This window comes from Streptomyces sp. NPDC034086 (assembly GCF_055575515.1).
Map to the genome: position 1 here is coordinate 73,506 of NZ_JBVISM010000003.1, position 16,965 is coordinate 90,470.

The 16,965-nt window shown below is 72.0% G+C and carries 16 protein-coding genes; 8 read left to right on the plus strand and 8 right to left on the minus strand.

Going from position 1 to position 16,965, the window contains the following annotated elements; genetic code table 11:
- Positions 1-3 precede the first annotated feature (3 nt).
- Entirely contained in the window at positions 4-1,113 is a 1,110-nt protein-coding gene (locus ACZ514_RS10235; RefSeq protein WP_468163443.1) for an alpha/beta hydrolase, read from the minus strand.
- A 152-nt stretch (positions 1,114-1,265) separates the two neighbouring features.
- On the opposite strand from ACZ514_RS10235, the gene ACZ514_RS10240 reads away from it, so the two are divergent.
- From ACZ514_RS10240 to ACZ514_RS10265, 6 genes are all read left to right on the plus strand, one after another.
- Positions 1,266-3,119: a phosphatidylglycerol lysyltransferase domain-containing protein gene (locus ACZ514_RS10240; RefSeq protein WP_468163445.1), complete on the plus strand. Its 1,854-nt coding sequence runs from the start codon at positions 1,266-1,268 to the stop codon at positions 3,117-3,119.
- 423 nt (positions 3,120-3,542) lie between these two features.
- The gene (gene folP / locus ACZ514_RS10245) at positions 3,543-4,415 is read left to right on the plus strand and encodes a dihydropteroate synthase (RefSeq protein WP_468163447.1); all 873 of its coding nucleotides are present in this window, start codon (positions 3,543-3,545) and stop codon (positions 4,413-4,415) included.
- A gap of 43 nt (positions 4,416-4,458) precedes the next feature.
- Positions 4,459-4,902: a nuclear transport factor 2 family protein gene (locus ACZ514_RS10250; RefSeq protein WP_388933618.1), complete on the plus strand. Its 444-nt coding sequence runs from the start codon at positions 4,459-4,461 to the stop codon at positions 4,900-4,902.
- Positions 4,903-5,033: 131 nt separating this feature from the next.
- Entirely contained in the window at positions 5,034-5,393 is a 360-nt protein-coding gene (folB, locus tag ACZ514_RS10255; protein WP_030010912.1) for a dihydroneopterin aldolase, read from the plus strand.
- A complete protein-coding gene (folK, locus tag ACZ514_RS10260; RefSeq protein ID WP_468163449.1) occupies positions 5,390-5,998 on the plus strand; it encodes a 2-amino-4-hydroxy-6-hydroxymethyldihydropteridine diphosphokinase in 609 nt (202 codons plus the stop codon). Before folB ends, folK begins: the two co-directional genes overlap by 4 nt.
- A 43-nt stretch (positions 5,999-6,041) precedes the next feature.
- Positions 6,042-6,527, plus strand: coding sequence for a DUF3180 domain-containing protein (locus tag ACZ514_RS10265; protein WP_388933612.1), 486 nt, complete (start codon positions 6,042-6,044; stop codon positions 6,525-6,527).
- Between the two features lie 8 nt (positions 6,528-6,535).
- Here the strand turns inward: ACZ514_RS10265 and ACZ514_RS10270 are convergent, their stop codons facing one another.
- The 7 genes from ACZ514_RS10270 to dacB all read right to left on the minus strand — a co-directional run bounded on the left by ACZ514_RS10270 (position 6,536) and on the right by dacB (position 14,358).
- Positions 6,536-6,913 (minus strand): hypothetical protein, encoded by a 378-nt coding sequence (locus tag ACZ514_RS10270; RefSeq protein WP_468163451.1) that lies wholly within the window; start codon positions 6,911-6,913, stop codon positions 6,536-6,538.
- A gap of 4 nt (positions 6,914-6,917) precedes the next feature.
- Positions 6,918-7,526 (minus strand): GTP cyclohydrolase I FolE, encoded by a 609-nt coding sequence (gene folE / locus ACZ514_RS10275; protein WP_468163453.1) that lies wholly within the window; start codon positions 7,524-7,526, stop codon positions 6,918-6,920.
- Between the two features lie 96 nt (positions 7,527-7,622).
- Positions 7,623-9,653 carry an ATP-dependent zinc metalloprotease FtsH gene (gene ftsH, locus ACZ514_RS10280; RefSeq protein ID WP_468699505.1) on the minus strand — a complete coding sequence of 677 codons (2,031 nt, stop codon included), beginning with the start codon at positions 9,651-9,653 and terminating at the stop codon, positions 7,623-7,625.
- 206 nt (positions 9,654-9,859) lie between these two features.
- The gene (gene hpt / locus ACZ514_RS10285) at positions 9,860-10,420 is read right to left on the minus strand and encodes a hypoxanthine phosphoribosyltransferase (protein ID WP_007264874.1); all 561 of its coding nucleotides are present in this window, start codon (positions 10,418-10,420) and stop codon (positions 9,860-9,862) included.
- Positions 10,421-10,485: 65 nt separating this feature from the next.
- Positions 10,486-11,517: a tRNA lysidine(34) synthetase TilS gene (gene tilS / locus ACZ514_RS10290; RefSeq protein ID WP_468163458.1), complete on the minus strand. Its 1,032-nt coding sequence runs from the start codon at positions 11,515-11,517 to the stop codon at positions 10,486-10,488.
- A 200-nt stretch (positions 11,518-11,717) separates the two neighbouring features.
- Complete coding sequence (locus ACZ514_RS10295; RefSeq protein ID WP_468163459.1) at positions 11,718-12,863, minus strand: zinc-dependent metalloprotease; 1,146 nt, start codon at positions 12,861-12,863, stop codon at positions 11,718-11,720.
- Between the two features lie 55 nt (positions 12,864-12,918).
- Positions 12,919-14,358, minus strand: coding sequence for a D-alanyl-D-alanine carboxypeptidase/D-alanyl-D-alanine endopeptidase (gene dacB / locus ACZ514_RS10300; protein WP_469124518.1), 1,440 nt, complete (start codon positions 14,356-14,358; stop codon positions 12,919-12,921).
- Positions 14,359-14,550: 192 nt separating this feature from the next.
- On the opposite strand from dacB, the gene ACZ514_RS10305 reads away from it, so the two are divergent.
- Entirely contained in the window at positions 14,551-15,045 is a 495-nt protein-coding gene (locus tag ACZ514_RS10305; protein WP_361600844.1) for an inorganic diphosphatase, read from the plus strand.
- A 212-nt stretch (positions 15,046-15,257) separates the two neighbouring features.
- Positions 15,258-16,898: a threonine/serine exporter family protein gene (locus ACZ514_RS10310; RefSeq protein WP_468699503.1), complete on the plus strand. Its 1,641-nt coding sequence runs from the start codon at positions 15,258-15,260 to the stop codon at positions 16,896-16,898.
- Positions 16,899-16,965 lie beyond the last annotated feature (67 nt).

Consider the following 16,965-nt stretch of genomic DNA (forward strand, 5'->3'; position numbering starts at 1 on the left):
GGCTCAGGCCTGGATGCGGCCGCTCAGCCACACCAGCATCGGCGGGATCTCGCGGCGCCAGGTGTTGAAGTTGTGGCCGCCGCTGTCGAGGATGATCGAGGAGACCCGGTCCGGGCCCTTGACCAGCTTGAGGAACTTCCTGGTGTCGTTCAGGTTGTCCTCGCCCTTCTCACTGGTCGTCACCAGGAACGACGTACCGGTCGGCTTCTTCGCCTGGAGGCTCTGGAGTACGTCCGCGCGGGCCTTCAGCTTGTCGTCGCCGTGGAACAGGTCACCGGTCGTCGCGTCGTCCGCCGCCTTGTAGTACGCGGACAGGCCCACGGCGGCGCCGAAGGTCTGCGGGTGGTGCGCGGCGATCTTCAGGGCGCAGTAGCCGCCCGTGGAGTTCCCGATGAAGCCCATGTTCTCCGGCTTCTTGCCCACCCGGAAGGTGGACTGGATGGCCTGCGGCAGGTCCTGCGCGAAGAACGTCTCGGTCTGCGGGCCGCCGGGTATGTCCACGCACTCGGTGTCGCGCGGCGGCGCGATGGTCGGACGCAGCATGACCAGGATCATCGGCTTCATCTTGCCCGCCTTGGCCTGCTTGAAGGCCGTCATCGGGTAGTTCAGCCCTTTGATCAGGTTCTCGGCGGTGCCCGGGTAGCCCGTCAGCACGATCGACGCCGGGAAGTTCTGGTCCTTGTGCTGCGGCTGGAAGTACTCCGGCGGCAGCCAGACGTAGCCGGGGCTCGTTATCTTCGACTTCTGGCCCGTGATGGAGACCTTCAGGATCTGGCCGCCGACCTGGGGCTTGCCCCCGCCGGGCACGTCCAGCTTCTGCTTGTCGACGACCTTGATGTCCTTGCTGCTCATCGAGTGGTCGACGACCTTGCCGACGGCGGTCTCCTGGCCGAACAGGTCGGCCCACGATCCGTAGAAGAGGAACGACTTGTTCGCCGCGAGACCGACTGCCGAGAACAGCGCCAGCTGGGTCGCGAGCAGCAGGCCGATCCGGCCGAGGACCGCGCGCACGCCGCGCCCCGAGAGCTTCGGCCAGGCCCAGACCGTGACCGCGAACAGGGCCACGCCCGCGATGATGGCCAGGACCAGAACCGTATTACTGGTGAGACCCATGAGCAGTCAGTCGACTTTCTGATGGCAGGACTGGATTTTTCCGACGGAAGAGTGAACCCGCTCCCCGCGGATGTCGTCCTAGTGGACGCACCACACTCCGGAGGCCGTCACGGCCTTCGGCCACATGATCTCTCGCGGAGCAACGGGAAGCGATGTCTAGCAGGATAGATGGCGATAAGTCGGGACAGGTTCCGAGTACGGTCCGGCGAATCTTCCGCGGACCACGGCCGGAGTCGGTGCCCGGTCTCGTAGGTACGGCCGTCATGATCGTCGGCCTTCTGGACATCGCGGCGGGCGTCTTCCCGCGATTCCGCCACAGCCGGATCCACGCGGTCACCGAGGTGCTGCCCGGTTCCCTGGGCCCCTTCGCCGCGGCCCTGTCCATCAGCGCGGGCGTGCTCATCCTGCTCCTCGCGCACGGTCTCAAGCGCCGCAAGCGGCGGGCCTGGCGGGCCGCCGTCATCCTGCTGCCCGCCGGCGCCGTCGCGCAGTTCGCGTACCGCCACTCCGTCATCGGCGTGGTGATCTCGGCCGTCCTCCTCGCGCTGCTGGTACGCCACCAGCGTGAGTTCAAGGCCCTGCCGGACCCGCGCAGCCGCTGGAAGGCCCTGGCCAACTTCGTCCTGATGAGCGCCGGCTCCATCGGCCTGGGCCTGGTCATCGTCAACGTGCACCCGGGCAAGGTCGTCGGCCGCCCCAGCCTGTACGAGCAGATCACCCACGTCGTCTACGGCCTCTTCGGCTTCGAGGGCCCCGTCGACTACGCCGGCCGGGTCTCCTGGACCGTCGGGTACTCCCTCGGCGCCCTCGGCATGCTGACCGCCGTCACCACGATCTACCTGGCCTTCCGCCCCGAGCACCCGGCCGCCCGGCTCACCCCCGCCGACGAGGTCAAGCTGCGCGAGCTGCTCACCCGGCACGGCGGCCGCGACTCCCTCGGCCACTTCGCGCTCCGCCGCGACAAGGCCGTCGTCTTCTCCCCCAGCGGCAAGGCCGCCGTCACCTACCGCGTGGTCTCCGGCGTGATGCTCGCCTCCGGCGACCCGGTCGGCGACGTCGAGGCCTGGCCCGGCGCCATCGAGCGGTTCATGGAGGAGGCCAAGGCCCACTCCTGGACCCCGGCCGTCGTGGGCTGCAGCGAGACCGGCGGCGAGGTCTGGACCCGCGAGACCGGCCTGGACGCCCTGGAGCTCGGCGACGAGGCGATCGTCGACGTCAAAGACTTCTCCCTGTCGGGCCGCCCCATGCGCAACGTCCGCCAGATGGTCAAGCGCATCGAGCGCAACGGCTACACCACCAAGGTCCGCCGGGTCAGCGAACTCACCGAGGAGGAGCTGACGGCCGTACGCGGTGCCGCCGAGGCCTGGCGCGGCACCGACACCGAGCGCGGCTTCTCCATGGCCCTGGGCCGCGTCGGCGACCCGGGTGACGGTGACTGCATCATCGCCACCGCGCACCGCGTCGAGGAGGGCGACAGCAGCCCCTTCGGCGACCTCAAGGCCATCCAGCACTTCGTGCCGTGGGGCAAGGACGGCATGTCGCTGGAGATGATGCGCCGCGACCGGGGCGCCGACCCCGGCATGAACGAACTGCTGATCGTCGCCTCCCTCCAGCAGGCCCCCGAGCTGGGCATCGAGAAGGTCTCCCTGAACTTCGCGATGTTCCGCTCGGCCCTCGCCCGCGGCGAGAAGATCGGCGCCGGACCGGTCCTGCGGGCCTGGCGCGGGCTGCTGGTCTTCCTCTCGCGCTGGTTCCAGATCGAGTCGCTGTACAAGTTCAACGAGAAGTTCCGCCCCCGCTGGGAGCCGCGCTTCATGGTCTTCCGGCACAACCGCGACCTGCCGCGCATCGGCTTCGCCGTGATGCAGGCCGAGGGCTTCGTGACGCTGGCGCTGCCGCGCCTGTTCGCCAGCCGCCGCCGGCCCAAGCCGGTCCGCACCTGCGCCCACACCATCCACCCGGCGAAGGTCCCGGCCCAGCAGGACCGCGAGGTCCAGGTGGCCTAGTCCCGGCCCCGCGCCGCCGTACCGGACCCGTCCGGGGGGGCCGGGGCGGATGGCTCCCCCCGGACCCGCACCTCGAACGCCGGCGTGGCTGGATCCCCCAGCCCCGCCGGCGTTCGGCGTTCCAGGCCCCCGGGGAAACCCCCGCCCCGGTGCCGACGAGCCACCCCGGCAGCGGCAGGGCCCGCGGAAACGGGCCCAGGGGCGCAGGGGAAGCCGTCGGCACGCGGGCCCGGAGGCAACCGGACAGCCCCCGGGGCACAGCCCAGCGGAACGGGCGAAGGGGTGGGGAGGGGCTTCCGCCCACCGCGCCGGGGGCGGCGCGGGGACGCCGTCCCCGACGGAGCCCGGCGAGCAGGGCCCGGGGCGGCCCCCGGGTACACCGCGCAACCGCCCGGCCAGGGCAAGGGCTCTACCCTGGAGCCCATGAACAGCAACCTCGGGCCGGCCCCCAGGGGCAACGTCACAGGGCTGCCCGACTGGGACCGCTGCGCGGTCATGGGCGTCGTCAACGTCACCCCGGACTCCTTCTCCGACGGCGGCCGGTGGTTCGACACCACCGCCGCCGTGAAGCGCGGCCTCGAGCTCGTCGCCCAGGGCGCCGACCTCGTCGACGTCGGCGGCGAGTCCACCCGCCCCGGCGCCACCCGCGTCGACGCCGAGGAAGAGCTCCGCCGCGTCGTCCCCGTCGTGCGGGGCCTGGCCTCCGAGGGGGTCACCGTCTCCGTCGACACCATGCGCGCGGCCGTCGCCGCCCAGGCCGTCGCGGCCGGCGCCGCGCTCGTCAACGACGTCAGCGGCGGCCTCGCCGACCCCGGGATGATCCCCGCCGTCGCCGCCGCCGAGGTCCCCTTCGTGGTCATGCACTGGCGCGGCTTCAGCGAGGGCATGAACCGCCTCGCCGTCTACGACGACGTCCTCGCCGAGGTCACCGCCGAGCTCCGCACCCGCATCGACGCCGTCGTCTCCGGCGGCATCGCCCCCGAGCGGCTCGTCGTCGACCCCGGCCTGGGCTTCGCCAAGAACGCCGAGCACGACCTGGCCCTGGTCGCCCGCCTCCCCGAGCTGCGCGCCCTCGGCTTCCCCCTGCTCGTCGCCGCGTCCCGCAAGCGCTTCCTCGGCCGGGTCCTCGCCGCCACCCCCGACGCCGCCCCGCCGCCGGCCCGCGAGCGGGACGCCGCCACGGCCGCCGTCTCGGCCATCGCCGCGCACCAGGGCGCCTGGGCCGTACGGGTGCACGAGGTACGGGCGACCGCCGACGCGGTTCGGGTGGCCCGCGCCGTGGAAGGGGCTCTGTGACCCGCCGGACGCACACCCGCCGGACGTACAGGGAAGGGGCACGGTGAGCCGTACCGACATCGAAGCCGTCGAAGAGGCCAACACGGCCTTCTACGCGGCCATGGAGCAGGGGGACTTCGACACGCTGTCGGCGCTCTGGCTCGAGGACGAGATCTCCTGCGTCCACCCCGGCTGGCCGGTGCTCTCGGGGCGGGGCGAGGTGCTGCGCTCGTACGCGCTGATCATGTCCCACACCGAGTACATCCAGTTCTTCCTGACCGACACCAAGGTGGCCCTCATAGGTGACACCGCCCTGGTCACCTGCACCGAGAACATCCTCAGCGGGGGCCCGGCCGAGGAGGCCGGGGAGCTGGGCCCGCTGGTGGGCCAGCTGGTCGTCGCCACGAATGTGTTCCGACGCACACCGGAGGGCTGGCGCCTCTGGTCCCACCACGGTTCTCCGGTGCTCACGGACTCCGATGACGAGGAGGAAGAGGCCTCCGGCTGACCCCAAGGGCGGGGCCCGGGGTTCGCCGCAGGTAAATTCGAAGGTGGACGACGCCGACCGCACTCGGCGTAGGCCCATGGCCCCGGGGAGTCCCGGGACCGGAAGAACCTACGAAAGCAGGAGTGATTCGCGTGGATCGTGTCGCGCTGCGCGGCCTCAAGGCTCGCGGGCACCACGGCGTCTTCCCCCGGGAGCGCGAGGAGGGCCAGACCTTCATCGTCGACCTCGTGCTGCACCTGGACACCCGCCCGGCGGCGGCCGGGGACGACCTGGCCAAGACGGTGCACTACGGGGTCGTCGCGGAGGAGGTCGTGGACGTGGTCCAGGGCGAGCCCGTGGACCTGATCGAGACCCTCGCCGAGCGGATCGCCCAGCAGTGCCTCAAGCACGAGGCCGTGGCGCAAGTGGAGGTCGTCGTCCACAAGCCGGACGCACCGATCACCGTCCCCTTCGACGACGTGACCATCACGATCACCCGGAGCCGCGCATGAACAACGGACTGAACGCCCAGAGCGACCCCACGGTCCAGCCCGTACCCGCGTCCGTCGTCGAGACGGTCGACGCGGCGGACGTCACCCTGTCCAACCCCAAGTGGGCCGTCGTCGCGCTCGGCGCGAACCTCGGCAACCGCCTGGACACCCTCCAGGGGGCCATCGACGCCCTCGGGGACACCCCGGGGCTGCGGGTCAAGGCCGTCTCCCCCGTCTACGAGACGGAGCCGTGGGGCGTCGAGCCCGGCTCGCAGCCCTCGTACCTGAACGCCGTGGTCGCCCTGAAGACCACCCTGCCGCCCTCCTCGCTCCTGGAGCGGGCCCACGCCATCGAGGAGGCCTTCGACCGCGTCCGCGAGGAGCGCTGGGGGCCGCGCACGATCGACGTCGACATCGTCACGTACGCCGAGGTGGTCTCCGACGACCCGGTGCTGACCCTCCCGCACCCCCGGGCGCACCTGAGGTCCTTCGTGCTGGCCCCCTGGCACGACATCGACGCCGGGGCCCGGCTGCCCGGCCGCGGCGCCGTCGCCGAGCTGCTGGCGGCGATCGGGCTCACCGGTGTCACGGCACGCCGCGACCTGGAACTCCGCCTGCCGGAATAGCCGTTAGCTTGTGCGGTACCAGTCACCGAGTGGGGATGTGCAAGTGAAGCAACTGAGGCCGGCGGTCCTGGCGGGCATCTTCGCGAGCGCCGGTGTGCTGTCCTGGGCGGGCGCCCGCCTCTGGAACGCGTACGGCACCCTGCCGGGCGTCCCGCTGGCCGCGCCGATCGTGCTGGCGGTGATCGCCGCCGTGCTGCTGGCGACGGCCCTGTCGATGCGCGCCCGCCTGAAGGCCCAGCGCGAGCGCCGGCCGGGGGCCAAGGGCGTGGAGCCGCTGATGGCGGCCCGGGCCGTGGTCTTCGGCCAGGCGAGCGCCCTGGTCGCGGCCCTGGTGGCGGGCATGTACGGCGGTGTCGGCGTCTTCCTGCTGACCGATGCCCTGGACGTCCCCGCCCGCCGCGACCAGGCCTGGTACGCGGGCGGTTCGGTCCTCGCGGGGGCTGCCGTGGTGGCCGCCGCGCTCTTCCTGGAGCACGTACTGAAGCTCCCCGAGGACGACGACCCGGGCAAGGCCCCGGCCACCGCCTGACCGGGGGCTCACTCGTGGCGGTCCCCCAGCCACTCCCAGAGCGGACGCGCCCCGGGCCCGCGGTCCTCCCAGTCGCAGAACTGGAGGTCCGCCAGGGCGCCCTCGGAGGCGAACAGGGTCGCCTCGCCGTCGTAGCCGCCGTCCGGGCCGATCAGGGAGGCCCCGGCGACGGGGCCGAAGCGCCGGCCCGTCGGCGCGGCCGCCACCGCCGTGGTGTCCACCCGCAGGTACGCGCAGGGGCAGGCACAGCCACCGGCCCGCATCTCGGTGTACGGGATCTGCGCCCGCAGGGCCCGCCGGACGTCGCTCCCGCCCTCGAGCAGCAGCTCCAGGGTGCGCCGTACGTCCTCGCTCAGCGGCTCCCAGGCGGCGGCGGGTTCCGCCACCGGTTCAGCGGGCCATGATCAGGCTCATGGCCTCGTTGCGCGTCGCGGGGTCGCGCAGCTGTCCGCGGACCGCCGAGGTGATGGTCTTCGCGCCCGGCTTGCGGACGCCGCGCATGGTCATGCACATGTGCTCGCACTCGATGACCACGATGCAGCCGCGCGGGTCCAGTATCTCCATCAGGGAGTCAGCGATCTGCGTGGTCAGCCGCTCCTGGACCTGGGGGCGGCGGGCGTACACGTCCACCAGGCGGGCCAGCTTGGACAGTCCGGTGATCTTGCCGTCGGTGGACGGGATGTAACCGACGTGGGCCACGCCGTGGAAGGGGACCAGGTGGTGCTCGCACGAGCTCATGACCTCGATGTCCTTCACCAGGACCATCTCGTCGTGGCCGAGGTCGAACGTCGTGGTCAGGACCTCTTCCGGCTTCTGGTAGAGGCCGGCGAATATCTCCTTGTACGCCCGTGCCACGCGCGCCGGGGTCTCCAGGAGGCCCTCCCGCTCCGGGTCCTCGCCGACCGCGATCAGGAGCTCTCGGACGGCCGCCTCGGCGCGCTTCTCGTCGAACTCGCCGATCGTGCCCTCGCCACCGGTCAGGGTCACTGGGTCGGTCATCTCATCCTCGTTCCTGTGCGCACGCGCGGCCCTCGTGCAAATGTGCCGCGCCCCCCAGGCTAGAACCTGGGGGGCGCGGCTTCCATTCCGGGTGGGTCAGGCCTCGGGGCGGTCCTCCGGGGCCACCTCGATGCCCTTCTCCGGCGTGGCGGCGGCCGCGGCCGCCGCGGTGCCGTTCGCGGCGTTCGTCAGCTGGAGCTCCTTGGGCGAGAGCACCGGCGGACGGGTGGAGGGGGTACGGCGGGAGGAACCGGTCCACGCCGGGCGGGCCGGACGCTTCACGATCGTGGAGAAGATCTCCGCGATCTCCTCCTTGCCCAGCGTCTCCTTCTCCAGGAGCGCGAGGACGAGGTTGTCCAGGACGTCCCGGTTCTCGACCAGGATCTCCCAGGCCTCGTTGTGCGCGGTCTCGATGAGCTTCTTGACCTCTTCGTCGACCAGCGCCGCGACCTCTTCCGAGTAGTCCCGCGGGTGCGACATCTCGCGGCCCAGGAACGGCTCGGTGTTGTCCCCGCCGAACTTGATGGCGCCGAGGCGCTCGGTCATGCCGTACTGGGTGACCATCGCGCGGGCCGTCGCCGTGGCCTTCTCGATGTCGTTCGCGGCGCCGGTGGTCGGGTCGTGGAAGACCAGTTCCTCCGCCGCGCGCCCGCCCAGCATGTAGGCGAGCTGGTCGAGCATCTCGTTGCGCGTGGTCGAGTACTTGTCCTCGTCGGGCAGGACCATGGTGTAGCCCAGGGCCCGGCCGCGGGACAGGATCGTGATCTTGTGGACCGGGTCGGAGTTCGGGGAGGCCGCCGCGACCAGGGCGTGTCCGCCCTCGTGGTACGCGGTGATCTTCTTTTCCTTGTCCGACATGATCCGGGTCCGCTTCTGCGGGCCCGCCACGACGCGGTCGATCGCCTCGTCCAGCATGTGGTTGTCGATCAGCTTCTTGTCCGAGCGGGCGGTCAGCAGGGCCGCCTCGTTCAGCACGTTGGACAGATCGGCACCCGTGAAGCCGGGGGTGCGGCGGGCGACGGCCGAGAGGTCGACGTCCGGGGCGACCGGCTTGCCCTTCTGGTGGACCTTGAGGATCTCCAGACGGCCCTGCATGTCGGGACGGTCGACCGCGATCTGGCGGTCGAAGCGGCCCGGGCGCAGCAGCGCCGGGTCGAGGATGTCGGGGCGGTTCGTGGCGGCGATCAGGATGACGCCGCCCTTCACGTCGAATCCGTCCATCTCGACCAGCAGCTGGTTGAGGGTCTGCTCGCGCTCGTCGTGGCCGCCGCCGAGGCCCGCGCCGCGGTGCCGGCCGACGGCGTCGATCTCGTCGACGAAGACGATCGCCGGCGCGTTGGCCTTGGCCTGCTCGAACAGGTCGCGGACGCGCGAGGCACCGACACCGACGAACATCTCGACGAAGTCGGAACCGGAGATCGAGTAGAAGGGAACGCCGGCCTCGCCCGCGACGGCACGCGCGAGCAGGGTCTTGCCGGTGCCGGGCGGGCCGTAGAGCAGCACACCCTTGGGGATCTTGGCGCCGACGGCCTGGAACTTCGCCGGCTCCTGGAGGAACTCCTTGATCTCGTGGAGTTCCTCGACGGCCTCGTCCGAGCCCGCGACGTCGGCGAACGTCGTCTTCGGGGTGTCCTTGGTGATGAGCTTCGCCTTGGACTTGCCGAAGTTCATGACCCGGGAGCCGCCGCCCTGCATCTGGTTCATCAGGAACAGGAAGACGACGACGATGAGGACGAAGGGCAGGAGCGAGAGCAGCACGCTCAGGAACGGGCTGGTCTTGTCCGGCGTGACGGAGTAGCCGTCCGGGATCTGACCGGCTTCGAACTTGGTCTGGAGGTTCTGGGCGAGCTGGACGCCCTGATCCCCGATGTAGTTGGCCTGGAACTTGGTGCCGCTGTTGTTGCCGAGCTTCTGGCCCTTCTTCAGCTCGATCTTGATCATCTGGCTGTCACCGGTGGTCAGCTTGGCGCTGTCCACCTGGCCACTGTTGATCGCCTTGATGACCTCGCTGGTCTCCACCGACTTGTAGCCGCCGCCGGAGCCGACGACGTTCATCAACACGACCACGGCGAGGACGGCCAGCACGATCCACATGACCGGCCCACGGAAGTATCGCTTCACGTCCATCCATACGGGGTGCCGGGCACCCCGTCCCTCCTGCCCGTAGGTAAATGCTGCTGTGAGTAAAGACTGTTCTTCGGAATGTACCCCTGAATTGTCACCCGCGGCCTCGTGGGACGGCTGACAGACCCGCCTTCCCACCCTCCAACGTCGGAGGCCGCCCCCGGGTTCCCCGGGGGCGCCGCCGGTGACGACGTCCGCGGAGGACGGGGTCAGCCGCCGTAGACGTGCGGGGCGAGGGTGCCGACGAACGGCAGGTTGCGGTACTTCTCCGCGTAGTCGAGGCCGTAGCCGACGACGAACTCGTTCGGGATGTCGAAGCCGACCCACTCGACGTCGATGGCGACCTTCGCGGCCTCGGGCTTGCGCAGCAGCGTGACGACCTTGAGGGAGGCCGGCTGGCGGGAGCCCAGGTTCGACAGCAGCCAGGACAGGGTCAGGCCCGAGTCGATGATGTCCTCGACGATCAGGACGTGCTTGTCCTTGATGTCGGTGTCGAGGTCCTTCAGGATCCGGACCACGCCCGAGGACTGGGTCCCGGCGCCGTACGAGGACACCGCCATCCAGTCCATGGTGAGCGGGGTGGACAAGGCGCGCGCCAGGTCCGCCATCACCATCACGGCGCCCTTGAGCACACCGACGATGAGCAGGTCCTTGCCCGCGTACTCCGCGTCGATCTTCGCGGCCAGCTCGGCCAGCTTCGCGTCGATCTCTTCCTTGGTGATGAGCACCGACTGGAGGTCGTTGCCCATGTCCTTCTCGTCCACCCGCATCACTTTCGTTGTCGGCCGGGGCTCCGGGGGTGTCCCCGGAGGACTCAGCCGTGTTTCAGCACCAATCAGCCCTGCCGGATGACAAGTCTGCCACCCTGCCGCTGGGCCTCGACGCGGCCGGGCAGGTTGATGGCGCCCTGGCCCCGCCATCCGGTGATGAGGCGGTCGACTTCCTCGATGTGCCGGGCGAAGAGCGAGCCGGCGGGGGAGCCCGCGGCGACCACGGCCCGGCGCAGCACCCGGCGGCGAACGGCCGGGGGCAGCGCGTACAGCTTGGCGCACTCCAGGCGGCCGTCCTCGTCGCGCACCCCCGCCTCGGCGTCGGCGGCCCAGGCGTCGAGGGCGTCGGCGTCGTCCCGGGAGAGCTGGGCGGTGCGGGCGAGCGCTTCCACCACTCCCTTGCCGAGCGCCTTCTCGAGGGCGGGCAGTCCCTCGTGGCGCAGCCGGGAGCGGGTGTAGGCGGGGTCGATGTTGTGCGGGTCGTCCCAGACGGGCAGCGACTGGACCATGCAGGCCTTGCGGGCGGTCTGCCGGTCGACCTGGAGGAAGGGGCGCCGGTAGCGGTGGGTGCGGCCGGGGCCTCCGCTGACTTCGGCCATGCCGGACAGCGAGCGGATGCCGGAGCCGCGGGCGAGCCCCAGCAGGACGGTTTCCGCCTGGTCGTCCCGGGTGTGGCCGAGCAGCACGGCGCAGGCTCCGAGCCGGTCCGCGGCCTCGTCCAGGGCGGCGTAGCGGGCGTCGCGGGCGGCGGCCTCGGGTCCGCCTTCGCGGCCGACGCGCACGGCGACGGACTCCACCGGGTCGAGGCGGAGCGCGGTCATGCGGGTGACGACCTCCGCGGCGCGCAGGTCGGAGCCGGCCTGGAGACCGTGGTCCACGGTGATGCCGCCGGCCCGGATGCCGAGCTTGGGGGCCTCGAAGGCGAGGGCGGAGGCGAGCGCCATCGAGTCCGCGCCGCCGGAGCAGGCGACGAGGACCAGCGGCGGGGTGCCCGCCGTGGCGCGGGGGGAGGGACTGTCGGTGAGGCCGGTGAGGACGTCGTGGAGTACGCGGCGGACCGCCAGGCGTATCGCCGCGACCGCAGGATGGGGACCCATGTCCGGTGCCCTTCGTGGAGTTCGGATGCTCGGAGGAGGCTTCGGGTGTTGCGCGGGGCAAGATGCGGAATGTCACTCAGAGTGCGTCGATGGTGACAGAACCGAGCCGTTCCCTGAGCATCGCACGCCCTTCCACGCCTCACGGTCCCTCGGAAGGGTGATGCTGCTTCCCCCAGTGAGACATGTTTACGCCTCCGGCTTCATCCTTCTTCGCTCCCCGCGCCCCCCTTGCCGTGCACGCGGGTCACCCAGTCCGCGGGCCGGGCGATCTCCGCCTTGGTGGGCAGGGTGTTCGGCGAGGTCCACACCCGGTTGAAGCCGTCCATGCCGACCTGGCCGACGACGGCCCGTACGAAGCGTTCGCCGTCGCGGTACTGGCGCAGCTTGGCGTCGAGGCCGAGCAGCTTGCGCAGGGCGACGTCGAGGCGGCCCGCGCCGCTGGCCCGGCGCTGCTGGAACTTCTCGCGGATCTCGGCGACGGAGGGGACCACCTCGGGTCCGACCCCGTCCATGACGAAGTCGGCGTGGCCCTCCAGCAGGGACATGACGGCGGTGAGCCGGGCGAGCACCTCGCGCTGCTCGGGGGTCTGGACGAGTTCCACCAGGGAGGGTGCGCCGTCGCCCCGCTCGCCCTCGGCGCGGGCTCCGGCGAAGGACTGGACGGCCTCGCGCAGCCGCTCCAGGACGGCTCCCGGCTCCATCTCGGTGGCGCCGAGGAAGGTCTGGATCTCGCCCTCCAGGTGGGCCCGCAGCCAGGGCACCGCCGTGAACTGGGTGCGGTGCGTCTCCTCGTGCAGGCAGACCCAGAGCCGGAAGTCGTGCGGGTCCACTTCGAGCTCGCGCTCCACGTGGACGATGTTCGGCGCGACGAGCAGCAGCCGGCCGCCGGTGGCGGCGCCGCCCGGCAGGTCGGGGCCGGCGGGCGCGAAGGTCTCGTACTGGCCGAGCACCCGGGAGGCCAGGAAGCTGAGCAGCATGCCCAGCTCGACACCGGTGACCTTGCCGCCGACCGCGCCGATGACGGCGCCGCCGGGGGTGGCGGAGCGGCGGTCCTGCATCTTCCCGAGGAGCGGGCCGAGCAGTTCGCGGAAGCCCGCGACGTTGGCCCTGACCCAGCCGGCCCGGTCGACGACGAGGACGGGCGTGTCGGGGAGGGGCGAGCCCTCGGGGATCATCCGGGTGAACGCGCGCACGTGCTCCTCGGAGGTCCTGGCGTGCCGGCGGAGTTCCGCCACCACGGCCCGGGCCTCGTCACGGCTGACCTCCGGACCCGGCCGTACGATCCGGGTCGCGGTCGCCACCGCGAGGTTCCAGTCGACCATCTCCGCACCACCGATGCTCGTCATGCGTCAACCGTACGTGGACCCGCGCCGCGGCGGACCCCCCTGCGCGGCCGATGCGCTACGAAGTGGCCGCGACGGCGGCGGCCAGTCTGTCGAGCCCCTTCTCCGCGGCGGGGCCGTCGGGGGCGTTCGCGGTCAGGAAGGCGAAGGCGAGCAGGCGCCCGGACGGGTCGACGACGGTCCCGGCGAGGGAGTTCACCCCGGTCAGGGTGCCGGTCTTGGCCCGCAGCAGGCCGGCCGCCGGGGAGGTCCCGGCGTTGCGGGCGCGCAGGGTCCCGGTGAATCCGGCGACGGGCAGTCCGGTGAGGACCGGCCGCAGCTCGGGGTGGCGGGGGTCGGCGGCCTTGGCGAGCAGGCCGGTCAGGAGGCGGGGGCTGACCTTGTCGGCGCGGTTGAGGCCGCTGCCGTCGGCGAAGCGGGAGCCGGTGAGGTCGACGCCGAGGGAGGCCAGCTTCTCGGAGACGGCCTGCTCGGCGCCCTCGAAGCTGGCGGGCTTGCCGGCGGCGAGGGCGGTCTGGCGGGCGAGGGCCTCGGCGATGTCGTTGTCGCTGTGGGTCAGCATCCGCTCGACGAGCCCGGCGAGCGGGGTGGAGAGGGTGGTGGCCAGCGGCTGCGCCCCGGCCGGGGCCTTCGCCCTGGCGGGTTCGCCGTTCACCTTGATGCCGCGGTCGCGCAGCAGGGCGGCGAAGGCGCGGGCGGTGTCCCCGGAGGGGTCGTCGGTACGTGCGGCGGGTCCGGCGGCGGCGTCCGCCCCGGGGGCTCCGGCCTGGGAGGTGTTCCCGGGGCGGCCCTCGTCGGCGGTGAGGGCGGTGACGGGGGCGATGTTGTCGTTGCGGCCGATCGGGTGGCGGACGGCGCCGGTGTAGAGGGAGTCGTCGTAGCCGAGGGTGACGGTGCCGGTGCCCGCGGCCTTGAGGGCCTGGGCGGTGTCGGCGGCGAGCGCGACGAGGCTGCCGCCGGAGCCGGCGGGGCTCTTCTTCCGGGCGGTGAGGGAGGGGTCGCCGCCGCCGACCAGGACGATCTCCCCGGGGGCGGCTCCGGGGGCCACGGTGGTCCGGATCCGGTGTTCGGGGCCGAGCGCGGCCAGGGCGGCGCTCGCCGTGGCGATCTTGACGGTGGAGGCCGGGGTCATGGCCTCGCCCGCACCGGACTCGTAGAGCACCCGGCCCGTCGCGGTGTCGACCACCGAGGCCGCGCGCGCGGTGCCCAGCGCGGGGTCCGCCAGCAGCGGGGCCAGCGTCCCGGCGAGCGCCCCGCCGTCGGCGGCCGTGCGCGCGCCGAGGCCGGCCAGCACTCCGGGGGCGCTGGGCGCGGCCCGCGGCAGGGCGCCGGCGGCGTGATCTGCGCCACCCGTACGGCCCCAGGAGGCGGCCCTCGCCCGCTCGGCCTTACGCTGGCCGGAGTCCCACGGACCGGCGGTGGCCACCACCGCCGCCGAGAGGGCGAGGCCGGCGACGGCTGACCCCGCGATGAGCTGCCACGTCTTGACCAATGGCACCTCGACCAGCCCCTTTCGCGATCACACATATGCGTGAGGGACACTTAACCACTGCGTCTTGCCGCGAGCATGGCACCCCACCCGGCTGGGGGTACTCCCAGCGGTAGCCGGGGAGGGCTGGGCCGGACGCGCTATCACTCGAAGCAGTCAAGCTTCGGCACGAGGCCGGAGCTGATCATGGAGGAGCAGGACGTGGAGTTCGACGTCACCATCGAGATCCCCAAGGGTTCGCGGAACAAGTACGAGGTGGACCACGAGACCGGCCGGATCCGTCTGGACCGTCGTCTCTTCACCTCGACCAGCTACCCGACGGACTACGGCTTCGTCGAGAACACCCTGGGCGAGGACGGCGACCCGCTGGACGCGCTGGTCATCCTTGACGAGCCGACCTTCCCGGGCTGCCTGATCAAGTGCCGCGCGATCGGCATGTTCCGCATGACGGACGAGGCGGGCGGCGACGACAAGCTGCTGTGCGTGCCGGCCTCCGACCCGCGTGTCGAGCACCTGCGCGACATCCACCACATCTCCGAGTTCGACCGCCTGGAGATCCAGCACTTCTTCGAGGTCTACAAGGACCTGGAGCCGGGCAAGTCGGTCGAGGGCGCGAACTGGGTCGGCCGCACCGAGGCCGAGGCCGAGATCGAGGCCTCGTACAAGCGCCTGGAGGCCCAGGGCGGCCACCACTGAGCTCCGCCGCTCGGTAACGCCTGACCGCCGCGGGCGGCTCCCCCACGCCCGGGGGAGCCGCCCGCGGCGGCGTTTTCCGGGGCCGGCTGAGCGGCCATGGGCCCCGCGGGAGCGCGGCCGGGGCGCGACGGGCCGCTTCCGGCACTCCTTTCGCCACGGACGAAACGATTCCGCATACTGATACCGCCAGGTGATCAAGGGTGGGAGGATGCGTGGCGGAGGCCGAAGGGCACGGTCCCGAGGACCGGAAGCCGAAGTCCGACGAGGCGCACAGCGCGTTCGCTCCCCCACCCGGGACGCAGCCCGAGATCCCGGACGAGGACCAGCCGACCTCGGAGTTCGCCCTCCCCGAGGGCGCGACCACCCTCTCCCCCGGCCCCGAGGGCTCCGCGTTCGCCGCCCCGGCCACCTACAGCGCCAGCCAGTCCCCGCCCGCCTACACCCCCCTGCCGGCCCCCGGCTTGCCCGCCTCCTCCCCCTGGCAGGACCGGATGCGCACGATGCTGCGCATGCCGGTGGACGTCCGGCCCGTCCCCGAACCGCTGCACCGGCAGACCGAGTCCGGCCCGGCCGTGGGCCGCGTCCTCGACCTCACCCTGCGCATCGGCGAGCTGCTGCTCGCGGGCGGCGAGGGCGCCGAGGACGTGGAGGCCGCGATGTTCGCGGTGGCCCGCTCCTACGGGCTCGACCGCTGCGAGCCCACCGTCACCTTCACCCTGCTGTCGATCACCCACCAGCCCTCCCTGGTGGACGACCCCGTCTCCGCGAACCGCATCGTGCGGCGCCGCGGCACCGACTACACCCGCCTCGCCGCCGTGTTCCGGCTGGTGGACGACATCTGCGCGCCCGACGTGGAGGTCTCCCTGGAGGAGGCCTACCGCCGTCTCGCCGTGATCCGGCGCAACCGCCACCCGTACCCCACCTGGGTGCTCACCGCCGCCGCCGGGCTGCTCGCCGGGGCCGCCTCCACGCTGGTCGGCGGCGGGGTGGCGGTCTTCTTCTGCGCCGCCCTCGGCGCCGTCCTCGGTGACCGCCTGGCCTGGTACTTCGCCGGGCGCGGACTGCCCGAGTTCTACCAGTTCGTGGTCGCCGCGATGCCTCCGGCCGCCATCGGGGTGGCCCTGAAGATCGCCGAGTTCGACGTCCGCGCCTCCGCCGTGATCACCGGCGGCCTGTTCGCGCTGCTGCCCGGGCGGGCCCTGGTCGCCGCCGTGCAGGACGGGCTGACCGGCTACTACATCACCGCCTCCGCCCGCCTGCTGGAGGTCATGTACCTCTTCATCGGGATCATCGTGGGCGTCCTGGTGGTGATCTACGTGGGCCTCCAGTTCGGCGCCTCGCCCAACCCGGACGAGGTGCTCCAGATCCCGCACCGCCCGGTGCTGCAGATCCTCGCCTCGATGGTCCTGGTGTTCACCTTCGCGATCCTGCTCCAGCAGGAGCGCTCCACCGTGTGGATCGTGACCCTCAACGGCGGGGTCGCCTGGGTCACCTTCGGCGCGCTGCGGGCCGCCGAACTGCCGCCGGTGCCGTCCACGGCCATCGCGGCCGGGCTGGTCGGCCTGTTCGGGCAGCTCTTCTCGCGCTACCGCTTCGCCTCCGCCCTGCCGTACGTGACGGCGGCCATCGGGCCGCTGCTGCCCGGTTCGGCCACGTACTACGGACTGCTCTCGATCGCCGAGAACCGGCTCGACGCGGGCTTCGCCTCCCTCACCAACGCCGCCGCCATCGCCCTGGCCATCGCGATCGGGGTCAACCTCGGCTCCGAGACCTCACGGCTGTTCATGCGGATCCCGGGGGCGCGCAGCGCGGCCAAGCGCCGGGCCGCGGCGAAGCGCACCCGGGGGTTCTGAGGCCGCGCGCCCCCGGACGCGCCGACGCCCCCGCAGACGGCCGTCTGCGGGGGCGTACGGAGCTTCG

Excerpts from the sequence above, each read along its gene's own strand:
- ACZ514_RS10235 (WP_468163443.1), bottom strand. The coding sequence starts at position 1,113 with ATGGGTCTCACCAGTAATACGGTTCTGGTCCTGGCCATCATCGCGGGC.
- ACZ514_RS10240 (WP_468163445.1), top strand. The coding sequence starts at position 1,266 with ATGTCTAGCAGGATAGATGGCGATAAGTCGGGACAGGTTCCGAGTACG.
- folP (WP_468163447.1), top strand. The coding sequence starts at position 3,543 with ATGAACAGCAACCTCGGGCCGGCCCCCAGGGGCAACGTCACAGGGCTG.
- folK (WP_468163449.1), top strand. The coding sequence starts at position 5,390 with ATGAACAACGGACTGAACGCCCAGAGCGACCCCACGGTCCAGCCCGTA.
- folE (WP_468163453.1), bottom strand. The coding sequence starts at position 7,526 with ATGACCGACCCAGTGACCCTGACCGGTGGCGAGGGCACGATCGGCGAG.
- ftsH (WP_468699505.1), bottom strand. The coding sequence starts at position 9,653 with ATGGACGTGAAGCGATACTTCCGTGGGCCGGTCATGTGGATCGTGCTG.
- hpt (WP_007264874.1), bottom strand. The coding sequence starts at position 10,420 with ATGCGGGTGGACGAGAAGGACATGGGCAACGACCTCCAGTCGGTGCTC.
- tilS (WP_468163458.1), bottom strand. The coding sequence starts at position 11,517 with ATGGGTCCCCATCCTGCGGTCGCGGCGATACGCCTGGCGGTCCGCCGC.
- ACZ514_RS10295 (WP_468163459.1), bottom strand. The coding sequence starts at position 12,863 with ATGACGAGCATCGGTGGTGCGGAGATGGTCGACTGGAACCTCGCGGTG.